The organism is Lysobacter sp. HA18 (assembly GCF_054057595.1).
Window position 1 is genome coordinate 237,734 of the sequence record NZ_JBSRZL010000001.1, and the last position, 13,337, is coordinate 251,070.

Below are 13,337 nucleotides of genomic sequence, written 5' to 3' on the forward strand. Positions count from 1 at the left end.
GCTGGCGGACGCAACGGGATTGCGTTGTTGCGCCGGCAGCCGCGCTTGGCGCACGATCCGTGCGTCAAATAGAGGAAAGGCGCAACGAATGGCCGCCGTCGAGCTGGATCGCACCGACCTGCTGCTGCTCGCCGCCCTGCAGGGCGAGGGCCGCCTGACCAATGCCGAGCTCGCCGAGCGCGTGCATCTCTCGCCCTCGGCCTGCCTGAGGCGGGTGCAACGGCTCGAGCGCGATGGGGTAATCGCGGGCTACTCGGCGCAGGTCGACCCGGAGCGGTTGGGCCTCGGCCTGCAGGCGTTCGTGCGCGTGCAACTCGCGAAGCACGACGCAGCGTCGATCGACGCGTTCACCGGCTTCGTGCAGCAGTGGGACGAGGTCGTGACCTGTCACGCGCTCACCGGCGACATGGACTACCTGCTGCAGGTCGCGGTGCGCGACCTCGAACACTTCTCGCGCTTCCTGCTCGACCGCCTGCTCAACCAGGCCGGCGTCGCCGACGTCAATTCGAGCTTCGTGCTGCGCACGGTCAAGGCGTTCCGCGGCATGCCGCTGCCGGGGCGTTGAGCGACGTCAGGCCGCGTCGTTCGACACTTCGCTCCAGCGTTGCAGCAATGTCGCCAGCACCGGATTGCTCTGCGCCTGCGATTCCACGTCAGGCAGCACGTCCAGCCATTCATCCGTGCTCGCGCTGCGGTGGTGCAGTGTCTGGAACGCATGGAAGCCCATGTGCCAGCGATCGAACACGCGCTCGACCGGCGTTGCACGCTGCAACACGCGCACGTCGTGATGCAGCGGCGACGCGGCGATGGCCGCGAGCGTGCGCTCGACCTCGTCCGGTGGGCCTTCGAGCATTTGCAGGATGCAGGCGCCACGCTTGAGCAGTGCGCCGGTGATGCCGCGGCGCGCATTGCGCACGCGCGAGCCGATCAGGATGACGTCGAGTTCGGCGTCGGTCAGCGCGGCATCGGCGCGGCTTTCGTAGACGAGGGCGGTCAGCATGGCCCCAGTGTGCCAAGCGATCGCGTCGCACGCATGCACACGCCGTTGATGCGGCATCGACGCAGTTCGCACCTTCGCGAACAGTTGCTGACACGACGCGCGCGAAATACAGCCGCAGTCACTCGACTGTCGCAAAACCGAAACTAGGTTCGACCGGCGACGATTGGTCGCGTCTGCTGGAAAAAGCCTATGAAGAAGACCATTTTCGCCGCTGCAGCGGCCACCCTGATGTTCGGTGCCACCGTCGCGCCCGTGATGGCGCAGAACACCGGCACCGGTGACACCGCGACGAACGACGATACGAATCGCGTCGCGGTCGCCGACACGCGCGACGATCACGACGATGGTTTCGACTGGGGTCTGTTGGGTCTGCTCGGTCTGGCCGGCCTGATTCCGCGCAAGCAGCGCACCGTCGTGCATCACGACACCGTGCGTACCAATACGAACACCACGACTCCGCGCTGACGCGCACCGCGTCGGACATCGTTCCGGCGTTTTCTCCGCCGCGACGCCGGGTTTCCCCCCGGTCAGTCGCAGCGGGGCTCGCGGTTCAAGACGCGATCCATCCGGCTGGGCTCGCAGGGCGGGCGCGCCGGTGCAACGACTTTCGGCATCCGCGCCTTCTGCAACTGCGCGAGCTTCGCGCGGATCTGCGGGAGCGCGGCGACAGCCGCACGTTCGCCTTCGAGGATCACCGCCGCCTTCTGCTCGAACGCCGCAGGGCCCACCGTGTTGACGTTCGGACGGATCACCACGTCGGCGCGCGCGAGTTCCTGCTCGCCGAGCTTCTGTCCCATGATCGTGATGGACTGGTTGACCGTGCCGAGCAGGCTGCCCGGCGCGGTGCCCGGCGCCTTGCTGGAGATGTCGACCGCGATGACGAAATCGGCGCCGAGCTGGCGCGCGGCGTCGACGGGCACCGGGCTCACGATGCCGCCGTCGATGTAGTGGAACTTGCCGATCGGCACCGGCTCGAACACGCCGGGAATGCTGCTCGACGCGCGCACCGCCTGTCCGGTATTGCCGCGGTTGAACACGGTGCGCTGCCCGGTTTCGAGTTGCGTCGACACCGCCGCGAACGGCTTGCCGAGTTTCTCGATCGGACGATTACCGACCGAGGTATTGACGTAGTCCTGCAGCGCCTGGCCCTGCACCAGCCCGCCGCCGAACAGGCGCACATCCTTGATGCGGTCCTCGTCGAGCGCGACCGCCTGCTTCTGCAGCGCGAACGCATCCATGCCGCTCGCATACAGCGCACCGACCACGCTGCCCGCGCTGGTGCCGCTGACCACGTCGATCTTGATGCCGTTCGCTTCCAGCATCTTGATGACGCCGATATGCGCGAAGCCTTTCGCCGCGCCACCGCCGAGTGCGAGGCCGATACGGATCGGCTTGGGTGCCGGCGCGACGACGTGCGGGTTCACCGCATCGGGGGACGGACGTACATCGCCGCCGCAGGCAGTGAGTGCAGTGGCGAGCGCGAGGAGCAGGGGGATGCGAAGACGTGGCATGGGCATCCGAGGAAGGAAAACGGTCCGGTGCATCAGTGATGGACCGAACCGCAAGGATCAACGCTGCGTCGACAGCGCGGGCTTAACGGGCGGCTTCGGCCCGTGCGTTGTCGCGGTGGGCCATGTCGCGGCCGACCTGATAACCACCTGCCAGCAGCGCGAGCACGGCGATCCCTGCGATCACGACGTATTGTCGCCGGCGGCTTGAGGTCGATGCGTTCGGCATCTCGGCATCAGAACCCATTGTCGCCATCCAGCAGACGACCGAGCCCGCCGAGCACCGAGCCTTCGCCCATGTTCTTGCCACCGCCCTGCGGCGCCGCGGCCAGCATGCGGCCGGCCATGCGCGAGAACGGCAGCGACTGCAGCCACACCTTGCCGGGGCCGGTGAGCGTGGCGAGGAACACGCCTTCGCCGCCGAACAGCATCGACTTGATGCCGCCGACCGGGCGGATGTCCATGTTCACCGTCGGGTGGAAGGCCATGACGCAGCCGGTGTCGACGTCGAGGCGTTCGCCGGCGGCGAGATCGCGCTCCACCAGCGTGCCGCCCGCGTGCACGAACACCCAGCCGTCGCCGTCGAGGCGCTGCATGATGAAACCTTCGCCGCCGAACAGGCCGGTGAGGATCTTCTTCTGGAAGAAGATGCCGAGCCGCACGCCGCGCGCGCCCGCCAGGAACGAGTCCTTCTGGCAGATCAGCGTGCCGCCGTGGTCGGACAGGCGGATCGGCAGCACGGTGCCCGGATACGGCGCCGCGAACGCAACGCGCGCCTTGCCCTGGCCCTGGTGGGTGAACACGGTGGTGAACAGGCTCTCGCCCGTGACCACGCGGCGCGCGGCCGCGAACAGCTTGTCGCCGATGCCGCTGGCGCCGCTGGCCTTGCTGCCGTCGCCGAACACCGTATCCATCTGGATGACGGCGTCCTTGTACATCAGCGCGCCCGCTTCGGCGATCGCGCTTTCGCCGGGATCGAGTTCGATCTCCACGAACGGCATGTCGTTGCCGACGATGCGGTAGTCGATGTCGTCGGCGGTGCTGCGGCTGGCGTAGCCCGGCGGCGGCGTGGGCGGCATGTGCGACGGCTGCGCACCGACGACCTCGGCGAACTCCGGCATCGAACGCACCGGCTGCCAGCCGGACAGGCCCTCGCGCCAGCACATGTGGTTCGGGTTCTGACGCGCGAAATCGAGCGCGGCGTCAGGATCGAGCGGGCCGACGCGCTCGCTGCTCTGCGGATGGACGAAGAACCACTGGCTCACGGCGCACTCCCTGTCGACGGAAGCGCGCAGTGTAGCGATCGGACGCCGCGCGGCATCCCTCGGACGTCATGCCTGCTTCGATGCGACGATGGCGGCGGGGATTGGACGGGGAGGGTCGTCATGTCGATTGCTGCAACTGCATCCGCGCGACATACGCCGTCGCGCATCGAAGGGGTGCTGCTGCTCGGTGGCGTCGCGCTGGCGATGGTGGTGTCGTTCGTCGTCGCGTGCGATCGCATGACGTGGGCGATGGAGACGGTGTGGGTGATGCTCGCCTTGCCGTGGCTCGCGGTCGATCGGCGTCTGGCGCCGACGCGGTTGCTCGCCTGGCTACTCGCGTTGCATGCGTTGGTGCTGATCGAGGGCGGCGCGTACACGTACGCGCAGGCGCCGGTCGGCGAGTGGCTGCGTGATGTGCTGCATACGCAACGCAATCCATGGGATCGCGTGGGGCATGTGATGCAGGGCGTGGTGCCCGCGATCCTTGCGCGCGAGGTGTTGCTGCGTTGCACGCCGCTGCGGCCAGGTGGATGGCTGACGTATCTATGTGTTGCCGCGGCGTTGAGCTTCTCGGCGTTCTTCGAGCTGATCGAGTGGTGGAGCGCGCTGGCCCTCGGCGCGGATGCAGATGCGTTTCTCGCGACGCAGGGGGATGTGTGGGATACGCAGTGGGATATGTTTTGTTGTTTGTGTGGCGCGATCGTTTCGCTTGCTGTTTTTTCGCGGGTGCATGATCGGCAGATGGGGTTTCGCGACCAAGTGGCGTGATTGGTTGACGTCGCCTCCTAGCGGCGGGCCCGTCGCCGCAGACACGTGGTTAGAAGCAAAGGCGTTTCGTGCGCTGAAGCGCCCGAAACGCGCTTGACCTTGTAACTCTTGATGCGTCGAACGCGTGTCGACCAGGGCATATCGCTAGCAGCGCAATACGCAGCGAACCTCACGGCACCCGCGCAGCCACCCAAGCATCCACCCGCTTAACTCCGGCGCGCTTCAACGCCGCCGCAGCCGCGCGCAACGTCGCCCCCGTCGTCATGACGTCGTCGATCAACGCCACATGCTCCGGCAGCGGCAACTTCGGCCACGCCTGGAACGCGTCCTTCAAATTCCGGCGACGCGCGACCGCCGACAGCCGCGACTGCTCCTGCGTCGGCCGATGCCGCACGAGGGCATGGTCGAGTACCGGCAGATCGAGCGCGCGACCCAGCGGACGAGCGATCTCCAGCGCCTGATCGAACCCACGCTGACGCAGGCGTGCGCGATGTAACGGGACCGGCACCAGCGCCTGCGGACGCGACACGTCGCGCAACCGCTCCGCCATCAGCTGCGCGACCAGCCGACCCGCCGCCAGATCCCCCGCGAACTTCAGTCGCGGAATCAGACGGTCGAGCGGCGCGGCGTAGAGGAACGCCGCATGGACCTCGGAGAGCGCGCCCGGCCGCGCCTTCAGGCAATCGCCGCAGACAACACCGGTCTCGTGCATGGGCAATGCGCAGCCCAGGCAGGCGATGACGTTGACCGGAAGCCCGGCCTCGCAGGCGTGGCAGAGGTCGAGTCCGTCCAGGCCCGGGTCCTCGCAGGCGAGGCAGCGGGTCGGCCAGAGCAGGCGGGTGGCGTCGTTGCGCAGCCAGAAGCCGAGGCGGGCGCGGAGCCCGTCAACCGGCGGCGGGGCGATCAGGTTGACAGTGGTGTCCATGGTTTCCAGACTGCCCGGCCTACCTCGCCGTGACTGTCGGAAAACTCCTATGGAAGCTGTCAGTGAACTGCGCGCCGTGCCTACTGGCCTGCGCCACGACTGGTCCCGCGACGAGATCCTCGCGCTGTTCGATCTGCCGCTGACCGAGCTGCTGCATCGCGCCGGCAGCGTGCATCGCCAGCACTTCGACCCGGCCGAGGTGCAGGTGTCGACGCTGCTGTCGGTCAAGACCGGCGGCTGCCCCGAGGACTGCGCGTACTGCCCGCAGGCGCAGCGCTACCACACGGGCGTCGAGGCGACGAAGCTGATGTCGACCGACGCGGTGCTCGAGAAGGCGAAGCAGGCCAAGGCCGCCGGCGCCTCGCGCTTCTGCATGGGCGCGGCCTGGCGTTCGCCGGCCGACCGCGACATCCCGAAGGTCGCGGCGATGATCCGCGAGGTGAAGTCGCTGGGCCTCGAGACCTGCGCGACGCTCGGCATGCTCAGCGACACGCAGGCGAAAGCGCTGCGCGACGCCGGCCTCGACTACTACAACCACAACCTCGACACCGCGCCGGAGTTCTACGGCGAGATCATCCACACGCGCGAGTACCAGGATCGCCTGGACACGCTGTCGCATGTTCGCGACGCCGGCATGAAGACCTGCTGCGGCGGCATCGTCGGCATGGGCGAGACGCGCTCGCAGCGTGCCGGCCTGCTGCAGGCGCTGGCGAACCTGCCGGCGCATCCGGACTCGGTGCCGATCAATCGCCTGGTGAAGGTCGAAGGCACGCCGCTCGCGGACAGCGCCGAGCTCGATCCGTTCGAGTTCGTCCGCATGATCGCGGTGGCGCGGATCATGATGCCGCGCTCGATGGTGCGCCTGTCCGCCGGCCGCGAATCGATGAGCGACGAACTGCAGGCGCTGTGCTTCGCCGCCGGCGCGAACTCGATCTTCTACGGCGAAAAACTGCTGACCACCGGCAACCCCGACACCGAACGCGACATGGCGCTGTTCGCGCGCCTGGGCCTGCGTCCGATGCAGGTGGTCGAAGCGCCCAACACCGTGCACGCCGACATCGTCGACGTCGAACCTGCCGACTTCGGCGCCGCATCGATGGGTTGCGGCACCGGATGCGGTTGCGCCGCCTGAGGTGCGCTGGCCGCAGCGCATCGCCGACGCGAAGGCCGCTCGTGAGGCCGCGGCAAGACGTCGCGTGCGCCGCACGGTCACGCGTCGCGACGGCATGCGCTGCGAGGTCGACGGTCGCGAACTGCTGAACTTCTGCAGCAATGACTACCTGGGCCTGTCGCAACATCCCGACGTCATCGCTGCGTTGCGCGACGGCTGCGTCGACGGCGTCGGCAGCACCGCGTCCGCACTCGTGTGCGGTCACCACGCGCTGCACGACGCGCTGGAGCGCGAAGTCGCCGACTGGTTGCAGCAACCGGCCGCGCTGCTGTTCGGCAGCGGTTTCGTCGCCAACCTCGCGGTGCTGCAGGCGCTGCTGCACAGCGGCGACACCTGCGTGCAGGATCGCCTGAACCATGCGTCGTTGATCGACGCCGCGAAACTTTGCGGCGCGACGCTGCGTCGCTATCCGCATCTCGACGCCGAAGGCGCCGCGCGCCAGCTCGACACGCACGAAGGCGATGGCCTCGCGCTGATTGCCACCGATGGCCTTTTCAGCATGGACGGCGACGTCGCCCCGCTGCGCGACCTTGCGTCGCTCGCGAAAGACCGCAATGCGTTGCTCTACGTCGACGATGCACACGGCATTGGCGTGCTCGGACCGGAAGGCCGCGGCAGCGTCGCCGACGCCGGGCTTTCGACGTACAACGTGCCGCTGCAACTCGCCACGCTCGGCAAGGCGCTCGGCACCTACGGCGCGATCGTTTCGGGTGACGCGGACCTCATCGGCCATCTCGCCGAAACTGCACGCGGGCACATCTATTCCACCGCGTTGCCGCCCGCGCTTGCGGCAGCGTCGCTGGCTGCGGTGCGCATCGCACGTGCGGCCGACGACCGTCGCGCACATCTGAACACGCTGATCGCACGCTTCCGCGACGGCGTCGCGCGCAACGGGCTCGACGTGCTGCCATCGAGCACGCCGATCCAGGCGGTGATGGCGTTCGACGACCGCATCGCGCTTGCGATGTCGCATGTGCTCGAGGACGTCGGCTTCTGGGTGTCCGCGATCCGTCCGCCGACCGTGCCCGAAGGCCGCGCGCGACTGCGCGTCACGCTCACCGCGCTGCAGACCGAATCCGAAGTCGACGCGCTCGTCGACGCCCTTGCCCGCGCGCGCGACGCCGCGGACACCATCATCACCGCATCCGCATGACCGGCGAAGCCCACCTCCCCAGCCTTCTCGCCAAGCTCGACGTCGACGTGCGTCCGGGCACGTACGTCGTGCTTTCGCGCCCCGCACCCGATGCCGCTTTCGATGCCGTCGCCGAAGCGCGCATCAACGAAGCCGAAGGTGTCACGTATGTAGTGCCCGAGGCGTTCGGCCGTGCGCAGGGCGAGCCGCCGGATTTCGTCGCCGCATGGCTGACGCTGAAGGTGCACTCGGCATTGAATGGCGTTGGACTCACCGCCGCGGTGTCGGGCGTGCTCGCCGAGCGCGGCATCGCCTGCAACATCATCGCGGCGCGCTATCACGACCACATCCTGGTGCCGACGGCGCGACGCGATGATGCGATCGCCGCGATCCGCAGCCTGCGGACGCGCTGACATGCACGTCGAAACCCAGGGCCACGGGCCCTCGATCGCGCTCATCCACGGCTGGGCGATGCACGGCGGCCTTTTTGCGCCGCTGGTCGAACGCCTGCGCGATCGCTACACGCTGCATCTCGTCGACCTGCCCGGCCACGGCCATGCGCGCGACAGCACGCAGCCGCTCGATCCGCATGCGTTGTCGGACGCGCTGGTCGACGCCGTGCCCGACGCGGTGTGGCTGGGCTGGTCGCTGGGTGGGCAGTTCGCGCTGCGCAATGCACTCGACCATCCTGATCGCGTGCGTGGGCTGGTGATGCTCGCTTCGTCGCCGCGTTTCGTCATCGACGAAAGCTGGCCGCATGGTGTCAAGCCGACGCTGTTCCGTGATTTCGGTGACGCGCTGTCAAAGGATTTCCGCGGCACGCTCGACGGCTTCCTCGCGCTCGAAGCGCTGGGTTCCACCAGCGCGCAGACCGAGCTGCGCGACCTGCGTGCGCATACATTCGAACGCGGCGAGCCCGCGCCCGATGCATTGCTGCGCGGTCTCGAACTGCTCGATACGTTCGATGCACGCGACGAACTTGCGAACCTGCGTGTGCCCAGCCTGTGGATTTCGGGACGTCGCGATCGGCTTGTTCCTGCAGGTGCGATGCCGGCCGCCGCGGAACTCGCGCCAAACGCGACCAGCCTGGTGATCCGCGACGCCGGTCATGCGCCATTCCTCGGCGCGGCCGACGAAGTCGCGCAGGCGATCGATGCGTTCGCGTCGCCACTGTTCGCGGAGACGAGCGTCGCGCACGGCAACGCATCGGCGGCGTCATGACCGATCTCTTCGACCACCGCCAGGTCGGCCGCGCGTTCTCGCGCGCCGCCACTCATTACGACGAAGCCGCTGCATTGCAGCGCGAAGTCGGCACGCGCCTCGCCGAGTCGCTGCCGTACTACGAGGACAAGGCGCTGGGCGGGCGCATGCCGCAGCTCGTCGTCGATGTCGGCTGCGGCACCGGGCACGGCACGGCGTTGCTGCAGGCGAAGTGGCCCAAGGCGCAAGTGCTGGCGCTCGATCTCGCGCCGGGCATGGCGCACGAAGCGCAGCGTCGCCTGTCCGCCAAGCGCGGCCTGCTCGACTTCTCGGGCAAGCCGCAGGTGCTGCGCGCCGATGCGAGTGCGCTGCCGCTGCGCGAGAACAGTGTCGACGTGCTGTTCTCCAATCTCTGCCTGCAATGGGTCGAAGACCTGCCGGCGGTGTTCGCGGGTTTCCGTCGCGTGCTGAAACCCGACGGCCTTCTGCTGGTGTCGACCTTCGCGCAGCAGACGCTGATCGAACTGCGCGAAGCGTTTGCCGATGCCGACGATGCGCCGCACGTCAGCCCCTTTATCGACATCGCGCGTTTCGGCGATGCGTTGATCGCCGCCGGATTCCGCGATCCGGTACTCGATCGTGACGTATTCCGCCTCGCGCAACCCGACCTCCCCTCGATCATGCGCGAGCTGCGCACGCTGGGCGCGACGAATGCGATGCACGATCGCCGTCGCGCGCTCACGGGACGTGCGCGTTTTGCGCGTGCGGCGCAGGCGTACGAAGCAATGCGCGAGCCGAATGGCCTGCCGGTGACGTGGGAAGTCGTCTACGCCCAGGCCTGGGGCCCGGCGCACGGCGCACCCATCCGCAACGGCGGTATCGAGGAAGTGCGCGTACCGGTGTCGAGCATTCCGATCCGGCGTCGTCCGTGAAGGTCGACGCACGCACCGCGATCAGTGCGGTCGGCCTTGCGCTGCTGTCGGCGCTGTTCTTCACCTCGACGTATGTGTTGAACCGCGCCGCCGCGGTCGACGGCGACCATTGGGCGTGGACCGCGGTGCTGCGCTATGCGTGGACGGCACCGCTGATGCTGCCGCTGATGCGCGGGCGCTGGACGGCGCTGTGGCGCGTGATGCGCGCGAAGCCCGCCCCGTGGTTCCTGTGGAGCGGCATCGGCTTTGTGCTGTTCTACATCGGCCTGACGTACGCGGCGTCGAGCGGGCCCGCGTGGCTGATCGCCGGCACGTTCCAGCTCACGGTGATCGCCGGCATGTTGTGCGCGCCGCTGCTGTATCGCGATGCACGGCGTCGCGTGCCGATGTCGGCGCTGGCCTGCGGTGCGCTCGCGGTGATCGGCGTCGCGCTGATGCAGTCGTCGCAGGCGAACGGCAGCCTGCATGCGGATGCGTGGATCTCGATTGCGTGCGTCGCGTTCGCGGCGGTGGCGTATCCGCTCGGCAATCGCGGGCTGCTCTTGCACCTCGAGCGCGAAGGCATCGAACTCGATGCCACGCAGCGCGTGTTCGGCATGACGCTGGCGAGCCTGCCACTTTGGATTCCCGTCGCGATCTACGCGGCGGCGAACGCGGGCGCGCCGCCGATGCGGCAGGTGATGCTGTCCGGCGGCGTCGCGCTCGGAGCGGGCGTCATCGCGACCGTGCTGTTCTTCCGCGCAACCGGCATGGTGCGTCGCGATCCCGTTGCGCTCGGCGCCGCGGAAGCGATGCAGGCGGCGGAGATCCTGTTCGCCGAAGCGCTGGGTGCGATGTGGCTGGGCGAAGCCTGGCCGCACGGCATCGCGGCGATCGGCGCGATGGTGGTGATCGCCGCGATCGCGCTGTTCAGCGTGCTGGCAACGCGACGCTCTTAGCGACGCCCGGCTTGTCCGCGCGGAAGAACACGCGGCCTTGGTACGGCGTGCCGAGCAGCTTCACCACCGCGCCCTGTTCCTGCATGAAAGCGGCGACGCGCGGCCAGTCTTCGACGCGGCAGATCCACAGGCGCGGGCCTTCGTCCTCGGTGAGCTCCTGACGCGCATTGCCGTCGTATTCCGGATTGAACTTCGAGTCGTCGGCCGGATACAACGACAGCTTCTCGACTTGCACGTGCGGGCCCAGGTGCAGGTGCACGCCGTAACGCACCATGTCCTCGACGAAGACGACTTCCTCGATCGGGCCGTCGGCGCGCAGCGCGATTTCATGCGCCCAGTTCTCGGCGTTCTTGTGCGTGGGGAAATGCCAGGACGCGTATTTCAGCCCGAACATCAGCAGGCCCCAGACCACGATCGCGCCGACACGCGGCAGCGTGCGACCTTCGCGCAGCGACTGCAGCGACACCAGCAGCGCGAGTGGCGCGAACAGCGGCAGGATGTAGAGCGGCAGGCGCGACCGCGCGATGCAGAAGATCGTCAGCGGCACCAACGCCCACAGCGTCGGCAGCAGCCATGGCGCATCGGCGATGCGCGTGGACGTGTCACGTCGCCATGCGCGCACCTGCGCGGGCAGACCGCGCATCCAGTGCCACAGAGGCCGCGACCACGGCAATGTGCCGAGCAGCAGCGTCGGCGCGTAGATGACGAACCAGCCGTACCACTCGCCGTGGCGCTTGAACTCGTCGGTGGCGACGCGTCCGACCACTTCCGAACCGAGGAAATAGCCCATCAGTCCGGGGGTCTTCTGCGTGACCGCGATGTACCAGGGCGCAGCGATGACGACGAACAACAACAGCCCGACCGGACGGAAAACGCCGGGGCGATCCTTGGTGCGCGTCAGCAGATCGAACAGCAGGATCGGCAGCAGCGGCAGCAGGCCCGGCGGGCCCTTGGTGAGGAACGCGAATCCGAACGCGCCCCACATGAGCACCAGCCAGCGTTTCGGATGCGACGCCCCGAAGCGCGCTTCGACGAAGGCCCACAGCGCCGTGGTTTCGGTCAGCGTGAGCAGGTAATCGGTGGTGATCATCTGCGACGCGCCGAACGGGAACATCATCGTCGCGTACACCAGTGCCGCACGAACGCCGTTGCCCTTGGCGAGGCGGCGCCCCATCAGCCCGACCAGCAACACACACAGCACATGCGACAGCGCGGCCGGCACGCGCGCGGCGAATGCGTTGCTACCGAACGTGGCGACGCTCGACGCGATCGCCCAGTAGGTGAGCGGCGGCTTGGTCCAGTGCTCGACTTCGTAGCTGCGGCGCGGGATCAGCCAGTCGCCGCTGTCGAGCATGTTGAGCGCAACGTTCGTGTAGCGGCCTTCGTCGGGATCCCACAGGCCGCGCATGCCGAGGAACGCGAACGCGGTGACGACCGCGAACAGCGCGATCCACAACGCGGGATGTCGCCACCACGGGCGCTGGGCGGTCATCGTGTTCATGCGTTCACCAGCGCGGAAATGTCGACGTTGCCGCCGGACAGCACGACGCCGACGCGTCGGCCTTCGAAGATCTCCCGATTCGCCAGAACGGCAGCGAGCGCGACCGCCGATGACGGTTCGATGAGCTGCTTCATGCGCGTCCACACCAGTCGCATCGCCGCGAGCGTCGCGGTGTCGTCGACCACCAGTGCTTTCGCACCGTGCGCTCGCAGCAGGTCGAAGTTGATCGCGCCCAGCGTGCCGCGCAGGCCATCGCAGATCGTGTCGGGCGTGAATTCAGTGACGCGTTCGCCGCGCTGCAGCGACGCCGCGGTTTCCGCTGCGCCCGCGGGTTCGGCGACATAGAACTTCGTCGACGGCGATGCGCCGGCGATCGCCAGCGCGGTGCCCGATGCGAGCCCGCCGCCGCCGACCGGCACCACGATCGCATCGAGCGGATGCGTCGCGAGCAGCTCGAGCGCGGCGGTGCCCTGGCCGGCGATCACCAGCGGGTCGGTGTAGGGATGCACGAGTCGTGCGCCGAGCGACTGCTGCAAGTCGGCGCACATCGCCTCGCGTGCGGCGATGGTCGGCGCGCAGCGATGCAGCACCGCGCCATACGCGGCGATGGCGGCGAGCTTGCCCGGCACCGCACCTTCCGGCACGACCACATGGCAGGCGATGCCGCGGCTCTTGGCGGCCAGCGCCAGCGCCGCGCCGTGGTTGCCGGACGAATGGGTGACGACGCCCTGTCGCGCTTCGTCCTCGTCCAGTGCCCATACCGCATTGCACGCGCCGCGGAACTTGAAGGCGCCGATGCGCTGCAGGTGCTCGGCCTTGAAGTGCAGCGTGCAGCCGGCGAGCTCGTCGATCGTGCGCGAGCGCAGCACCGGCGTGACGTGCGCATGCGGCGCGATGCGCGCGGCGGCGGCGAGGACGTCGTCGAAAACCAGGTCGGTCATGCGGAGTGCGGCGGTAGCGGGGCACTTAGGGTAGTGCCGCGCGACGGCGCACGCAT

The 13,337-nt window shown here is 68.3% G+C and carries 16 protein-coding genes; 9 read left to right on the forward strand and 7 right to left on the reverse strand.

Annotation, left to right across the window (positions count from 1 at the left end):
- Positions 1-88 precede the first annotated feature (88 nt).
- Positions 89-565 carry an Lrp/AsnC family transcriptional regulator gene (locus ACVWWW_RS01110; protein WP_027083619.1) on the forward strand — a complete coding sequence of 159 codons (477 nt, stop codon included), beginning with the start codon at positions 89-91 and terminating at the stop codon, positions 563-565.
- Between the two features lie 6 nt (positions 566-571).
- Here the strand turns inward: ACVWWW_RS01110 and ACVWWW_RS01115 are convergent, their stop codons facing one another.
- Positions 572-1,000 (reverse strand): BLUF domain-containing protein, encoded by a 429-nt coding sequence (locus ACVWWW_RS01115; protein ID WP_036142169.1) that lies wholly within the window; start codon positions 998-1,000, stop codon positions 572-574.
- Positions 1,001-1,189: 189 nt separating this feature from the next.
- On the opposite strand from ACVWWW_RS01115, the gene ACVWWW_RS01120 reads away from it, so the two are divergent.
- Complete coding sequence (locus ACVWWW_RS01120; RefSeq protein WP_036142167.1) at positions 1,190-1,465, forward strand: WGxxGxxG family protein; 276 nt, start codon at positions 1,190-1,192, stop codon at positions 1,463-1,465.
- Positions 1,466-1,527: 62 nt separating this feature from the next.
- On the opposite strand, the gene ACVWWW_RS01125 is transcribed toward ACVWWW_RS01120, so the two are convergent.
- The 3 genes from ACVWWW_RS01125 to ACVWWW_RS01135 all read right to left on the reverse strand — a co-directional run bounded on the left by ACVWWW_RS01125 (position 1,528) and on the right by ACVWWW_RS01135 (position 3,773).
- Positions 1,528-2,517: a patatin-like phospholipase family protein gene (locus tag ACVWWW_RS01125; RefSeq protein ID WP_027083618.1), complete on the reverse strand. Its 990-nt coding sequence runs from the start codon at positions 2,515-2,517 to the stop codon at positions 1,528-1,530.
- 76 nt (positions 2,518-2,593) lie between these two features.
- Positions 2,594-2,755 (reverse strand): hypothetical protein, encoded by a 162-nt coding sequence (locus ACVWWW_RS01130; protein ID WP_155914378.1) that lies wholly within the window; start codon positions 2,753-2,755, stop codon positions 2,594-2,596.
- Positions 2,745-3,773: a TIGR00266 family protein gene (locus ACVWWW_RS01135; RefSeq protein WP_027083617.1), complete on the reverse strand. Its 1,029-nt coding sequence runs from the start codon at positions 3,771-3,773 to the stop codon at positions 2,745-2,747. Before ACVWWW_RS01135 ends, ACVWWW_RS01130 begins: the two co-directional genes overlap by 11 nt.
- A 120-nt stretch (positions 3,774-3,893) precedes the next feature.
- On the opposite strand from ACVWWW_RS01135, the gene ACVWWW_RS01140 reads away from it, so the two are divergent.
- Positions 3,894-4,541, forward strand: a complete 648-nt coding sequence (locus tag ACVWWW_RS01140; RefSeq protein WP_027083616.1) for a DUF2238 domain-containing protein — start codon at positions 3,894-3,896, stop codon at positions 4,539-4,541.
- 169 nt (positions 4,542-4,710) lie between these two features.
- On the opposite strand, the gene ACVWWW_RS01145 is transcribed toward ACVWWW_RS01140, so the two are convergent.
- Positions 4,711-5,466, reverse strand: a complete 756-nt coding sequence (locus tag ACVWWW_RS01145; protein WP_081672191.1) for a ComF family protein — start codon at positions 5,464-5,466, stop codon at positions 4,711-4,713.
- A gap of 49 nt (positions 5,467-5,515) precedes the next feature.
- Here ACVWWW_RS01145 and bioB point away from each other — a divergent pair, with 49 nt between their 5' ends.
- From bioB to ACVWWW_RS01175, 6 genes are read left to right on the forward strand one after another with little or no spacing between them, the layout of a single operon-like run.
- A complete protein-coding gene (gene bioB / locus ACVWWW_RS01150) occupies positions 5,516-6,598 on the forward strand; it encodes a biotin synthase BioB (RefSeq protein WP_051235358.1) in 1,083 nt (360 codons plus the stop codon).
- A 1-nt stretch (position 6,599) separates the two neighbouring features.
- On the forward strand, positions 6,600-7,790 hold the full coding sequence (gene bioF / locus ACVWWW_RS01155) for an 8-amino-7-oxononanoate synthase (protein WP_027083613.1): 1,191 nt from the start codon (positions 6,600-6,602) through the stop codon (positions 7,788-7,790).
- Entirely contained in the window at positions 7,787-8,182 is a 396-nt protein-coding gene (locus tag ACVWWW_RS01160) for an ACT domain-containing protein (protein WP_027083612.1), read from the forward strand. Before bioF ends, ACVWWW_RS01160 begins: the two co-directional genes overlap by 4 nt.
- A gap of 1 nt (position 8,183) precedes the next feature.
- A complete protein-coding gene (bioH, locus tag ACVWWW_RS01165) occupies positions 8,184-8,990 on the forward strand; it encodes a pimeloyl-ACP methyl ester esterase BioH (RefSeq protein WP_051235353.1) in 807 nt (268 codons plus the stop codon).
- The gene (bioC, locus tag ACVWWW_RS01170) at positions 8,987-9,901 is read left to right on the forward strand and encodes a malonyl-ACP O-methyltransferase BioC (protein WP_027083611.1); all 915 of its coding nucleotides are present in this window, start codon (positions 8,987-8,989) and stop codon (positions 9,899-9,901) included. Before bioH ends, bioC begins: the two co-directional genes overlap by 4 nt.
- Positions 9,898-10,839 carry a multidrug resistance efflux transporter family protein gene (locus ACVWWW_RS01175; protein ID WP_081672189.1) on the forward strand — a complete coding sequence of 314 codons (942 nt, stop codon included), beginning with the start codon at positions 9,898-9,900 and terminating at the stop codon, positions 10,837-10,839. The genes bioC and ACVWWW_RS01175 overlap by 4 nt, the downstream gene beginning before the upstream one ends.
- On the opposite strand, the gene ACVWWW_RS01180 is transcribed toward ACVWWW_RS01175, so the two are convergent.
- Together ACVWWW_RS01180 and ACVWWW_RS01185 are read right to left on the reverse strand one after the other, a co-directional pair.
- Positions 10,811-12,340: an ArnT family glycosyltransferase gene (locus ACVWWW_RS01180; protein WP_456998616.1), complete on the reverse strand. Its 1,530-nt coding sequence runs from the start codon at positions 12,338-12,340 to the stop codon at positions 10,811-10,813. The genes ACVWWW_RS01175 and ACVWWW_RS01180 overlap by 29 nt on opposite strands.
- On the reverse strand, positions 12,337-13,281 hold the full coding sequence (locus ACVWWW_RS01185; RefSeq protein ID WP_027083609.1) for a pyridoxal-phosphate dependent enzyme: 945 nt from the start codon (positions 13,279-13,281) through the stop codon (positions 12,337-12,339). The genes ACVWWW_RS01180 and ACVWWW_RS01185 overlap by 4 nt, the downstream gene beginning before the upstream one ends.
- Between the last annotated feature and the right edge of the window lie 56 nt (positions 13,282-13,337).

What these genes read in the sequence shown, in the direction of transcription:
- ACVWWW_RS01110 (WP_027083619.1), top strand. Translation starts at nt 89, where the DNA reads ATGGCCGCCGTCGAGCTGGATCGCACCGACCTGCTGCTGCTCGCCGCC.
- ACVWWW_RS01115 (WP_036142169.1), bottom strand. Translation starts at nt 1,000, where the DNA reads ATGCTGACCGCCCTCGTCTACGAAAGCCGCGCCGATGCCGCGCTGACC.
- ACVWWW_RS01120 (WP_036142167.1), top strand. Translation starts at nt 1,190, where the DNA reads ATGAAGAAGACCATTTTCGCCGCTGCAGCGGCCACCCTGATGTTCGGT.
- ACVWWW_RS01125 (WP_027083618.1), bottom strand. Translation starts at nt 2,517, where the DNA reads ATGCCCATGCCACGTCTTCGCATCCCCCTGCTCCTCGCGCTCGCCACT.
- ACVWWW_RS01130 (WP_155914378.1), bottom strand. Translation starts at nt 2,755, where the DNA reads ATGGGTTCTGATGCCGAGATGCCGAACGCATCGACCTCAAGCCGCCGG.
- ACVWWW_RS01140 (WP_027083616.1), top strand. Translation starts at nt 3,894, where the DNA reads ATGTCGATTGCTGCAACTGCATCCGCGCGACATACGCCGTCGCGCATC.
- ACVWWW_RS01145 (WP_081672191.1), bottom strand. Translation starts at nt 5,466, where the DNA reads ATGGACACCACTGTCAACCTGATCGCCCCGCCGCCGGTTGACGGGCTC.
- bioB (WP_051235358.1), top strand. Translation starts at nt 5,516, where the DNA reads ATGGAAGCTGTCAGTGAACTGCGCGCCGTGCCTACTGGCCTGCGCCAC.
- ACVWWW_RS01160 (WP_027083612.1), top strand. Translation starts at nt 7,787, where the DNA reads ATGACCGGCGAAGCCCACCTCCCCAGCCTTCTCGCCAAGCTCGACGTC.
- bioH (WP_051235353.1), top strand. Translation starts at nt 8,184, where the DNA reads ATGCACGTCGAAACCCAGGGCCACGGGCCCTCGATCGCGCTCATCCAC.
- bioC (WP_027083611.1), top strand. Translation starts at nt 8,987, where the DNA reads ATGACCGATCTCTTCGACCACCGCCAGGTCGGCCGCGCGTTCTCGCGC.
- ACVWWW_RS01180 (WP_456998616.1), bottom strand. Translation starts at nt 12,340, where the DNA reads ATGAACACGATGACCGCCCAGCGCCCGTGGTGGCGACATCCCGCGTTG.
- ACVWWW_RS01185 (WP_027083609.1), bottom strand. Translation starts at nt 13,281, where the DNA reads ATGACCGACCTGGTTTTCGACGACGTCCTCGCCGCCGCCGCGCGCATC.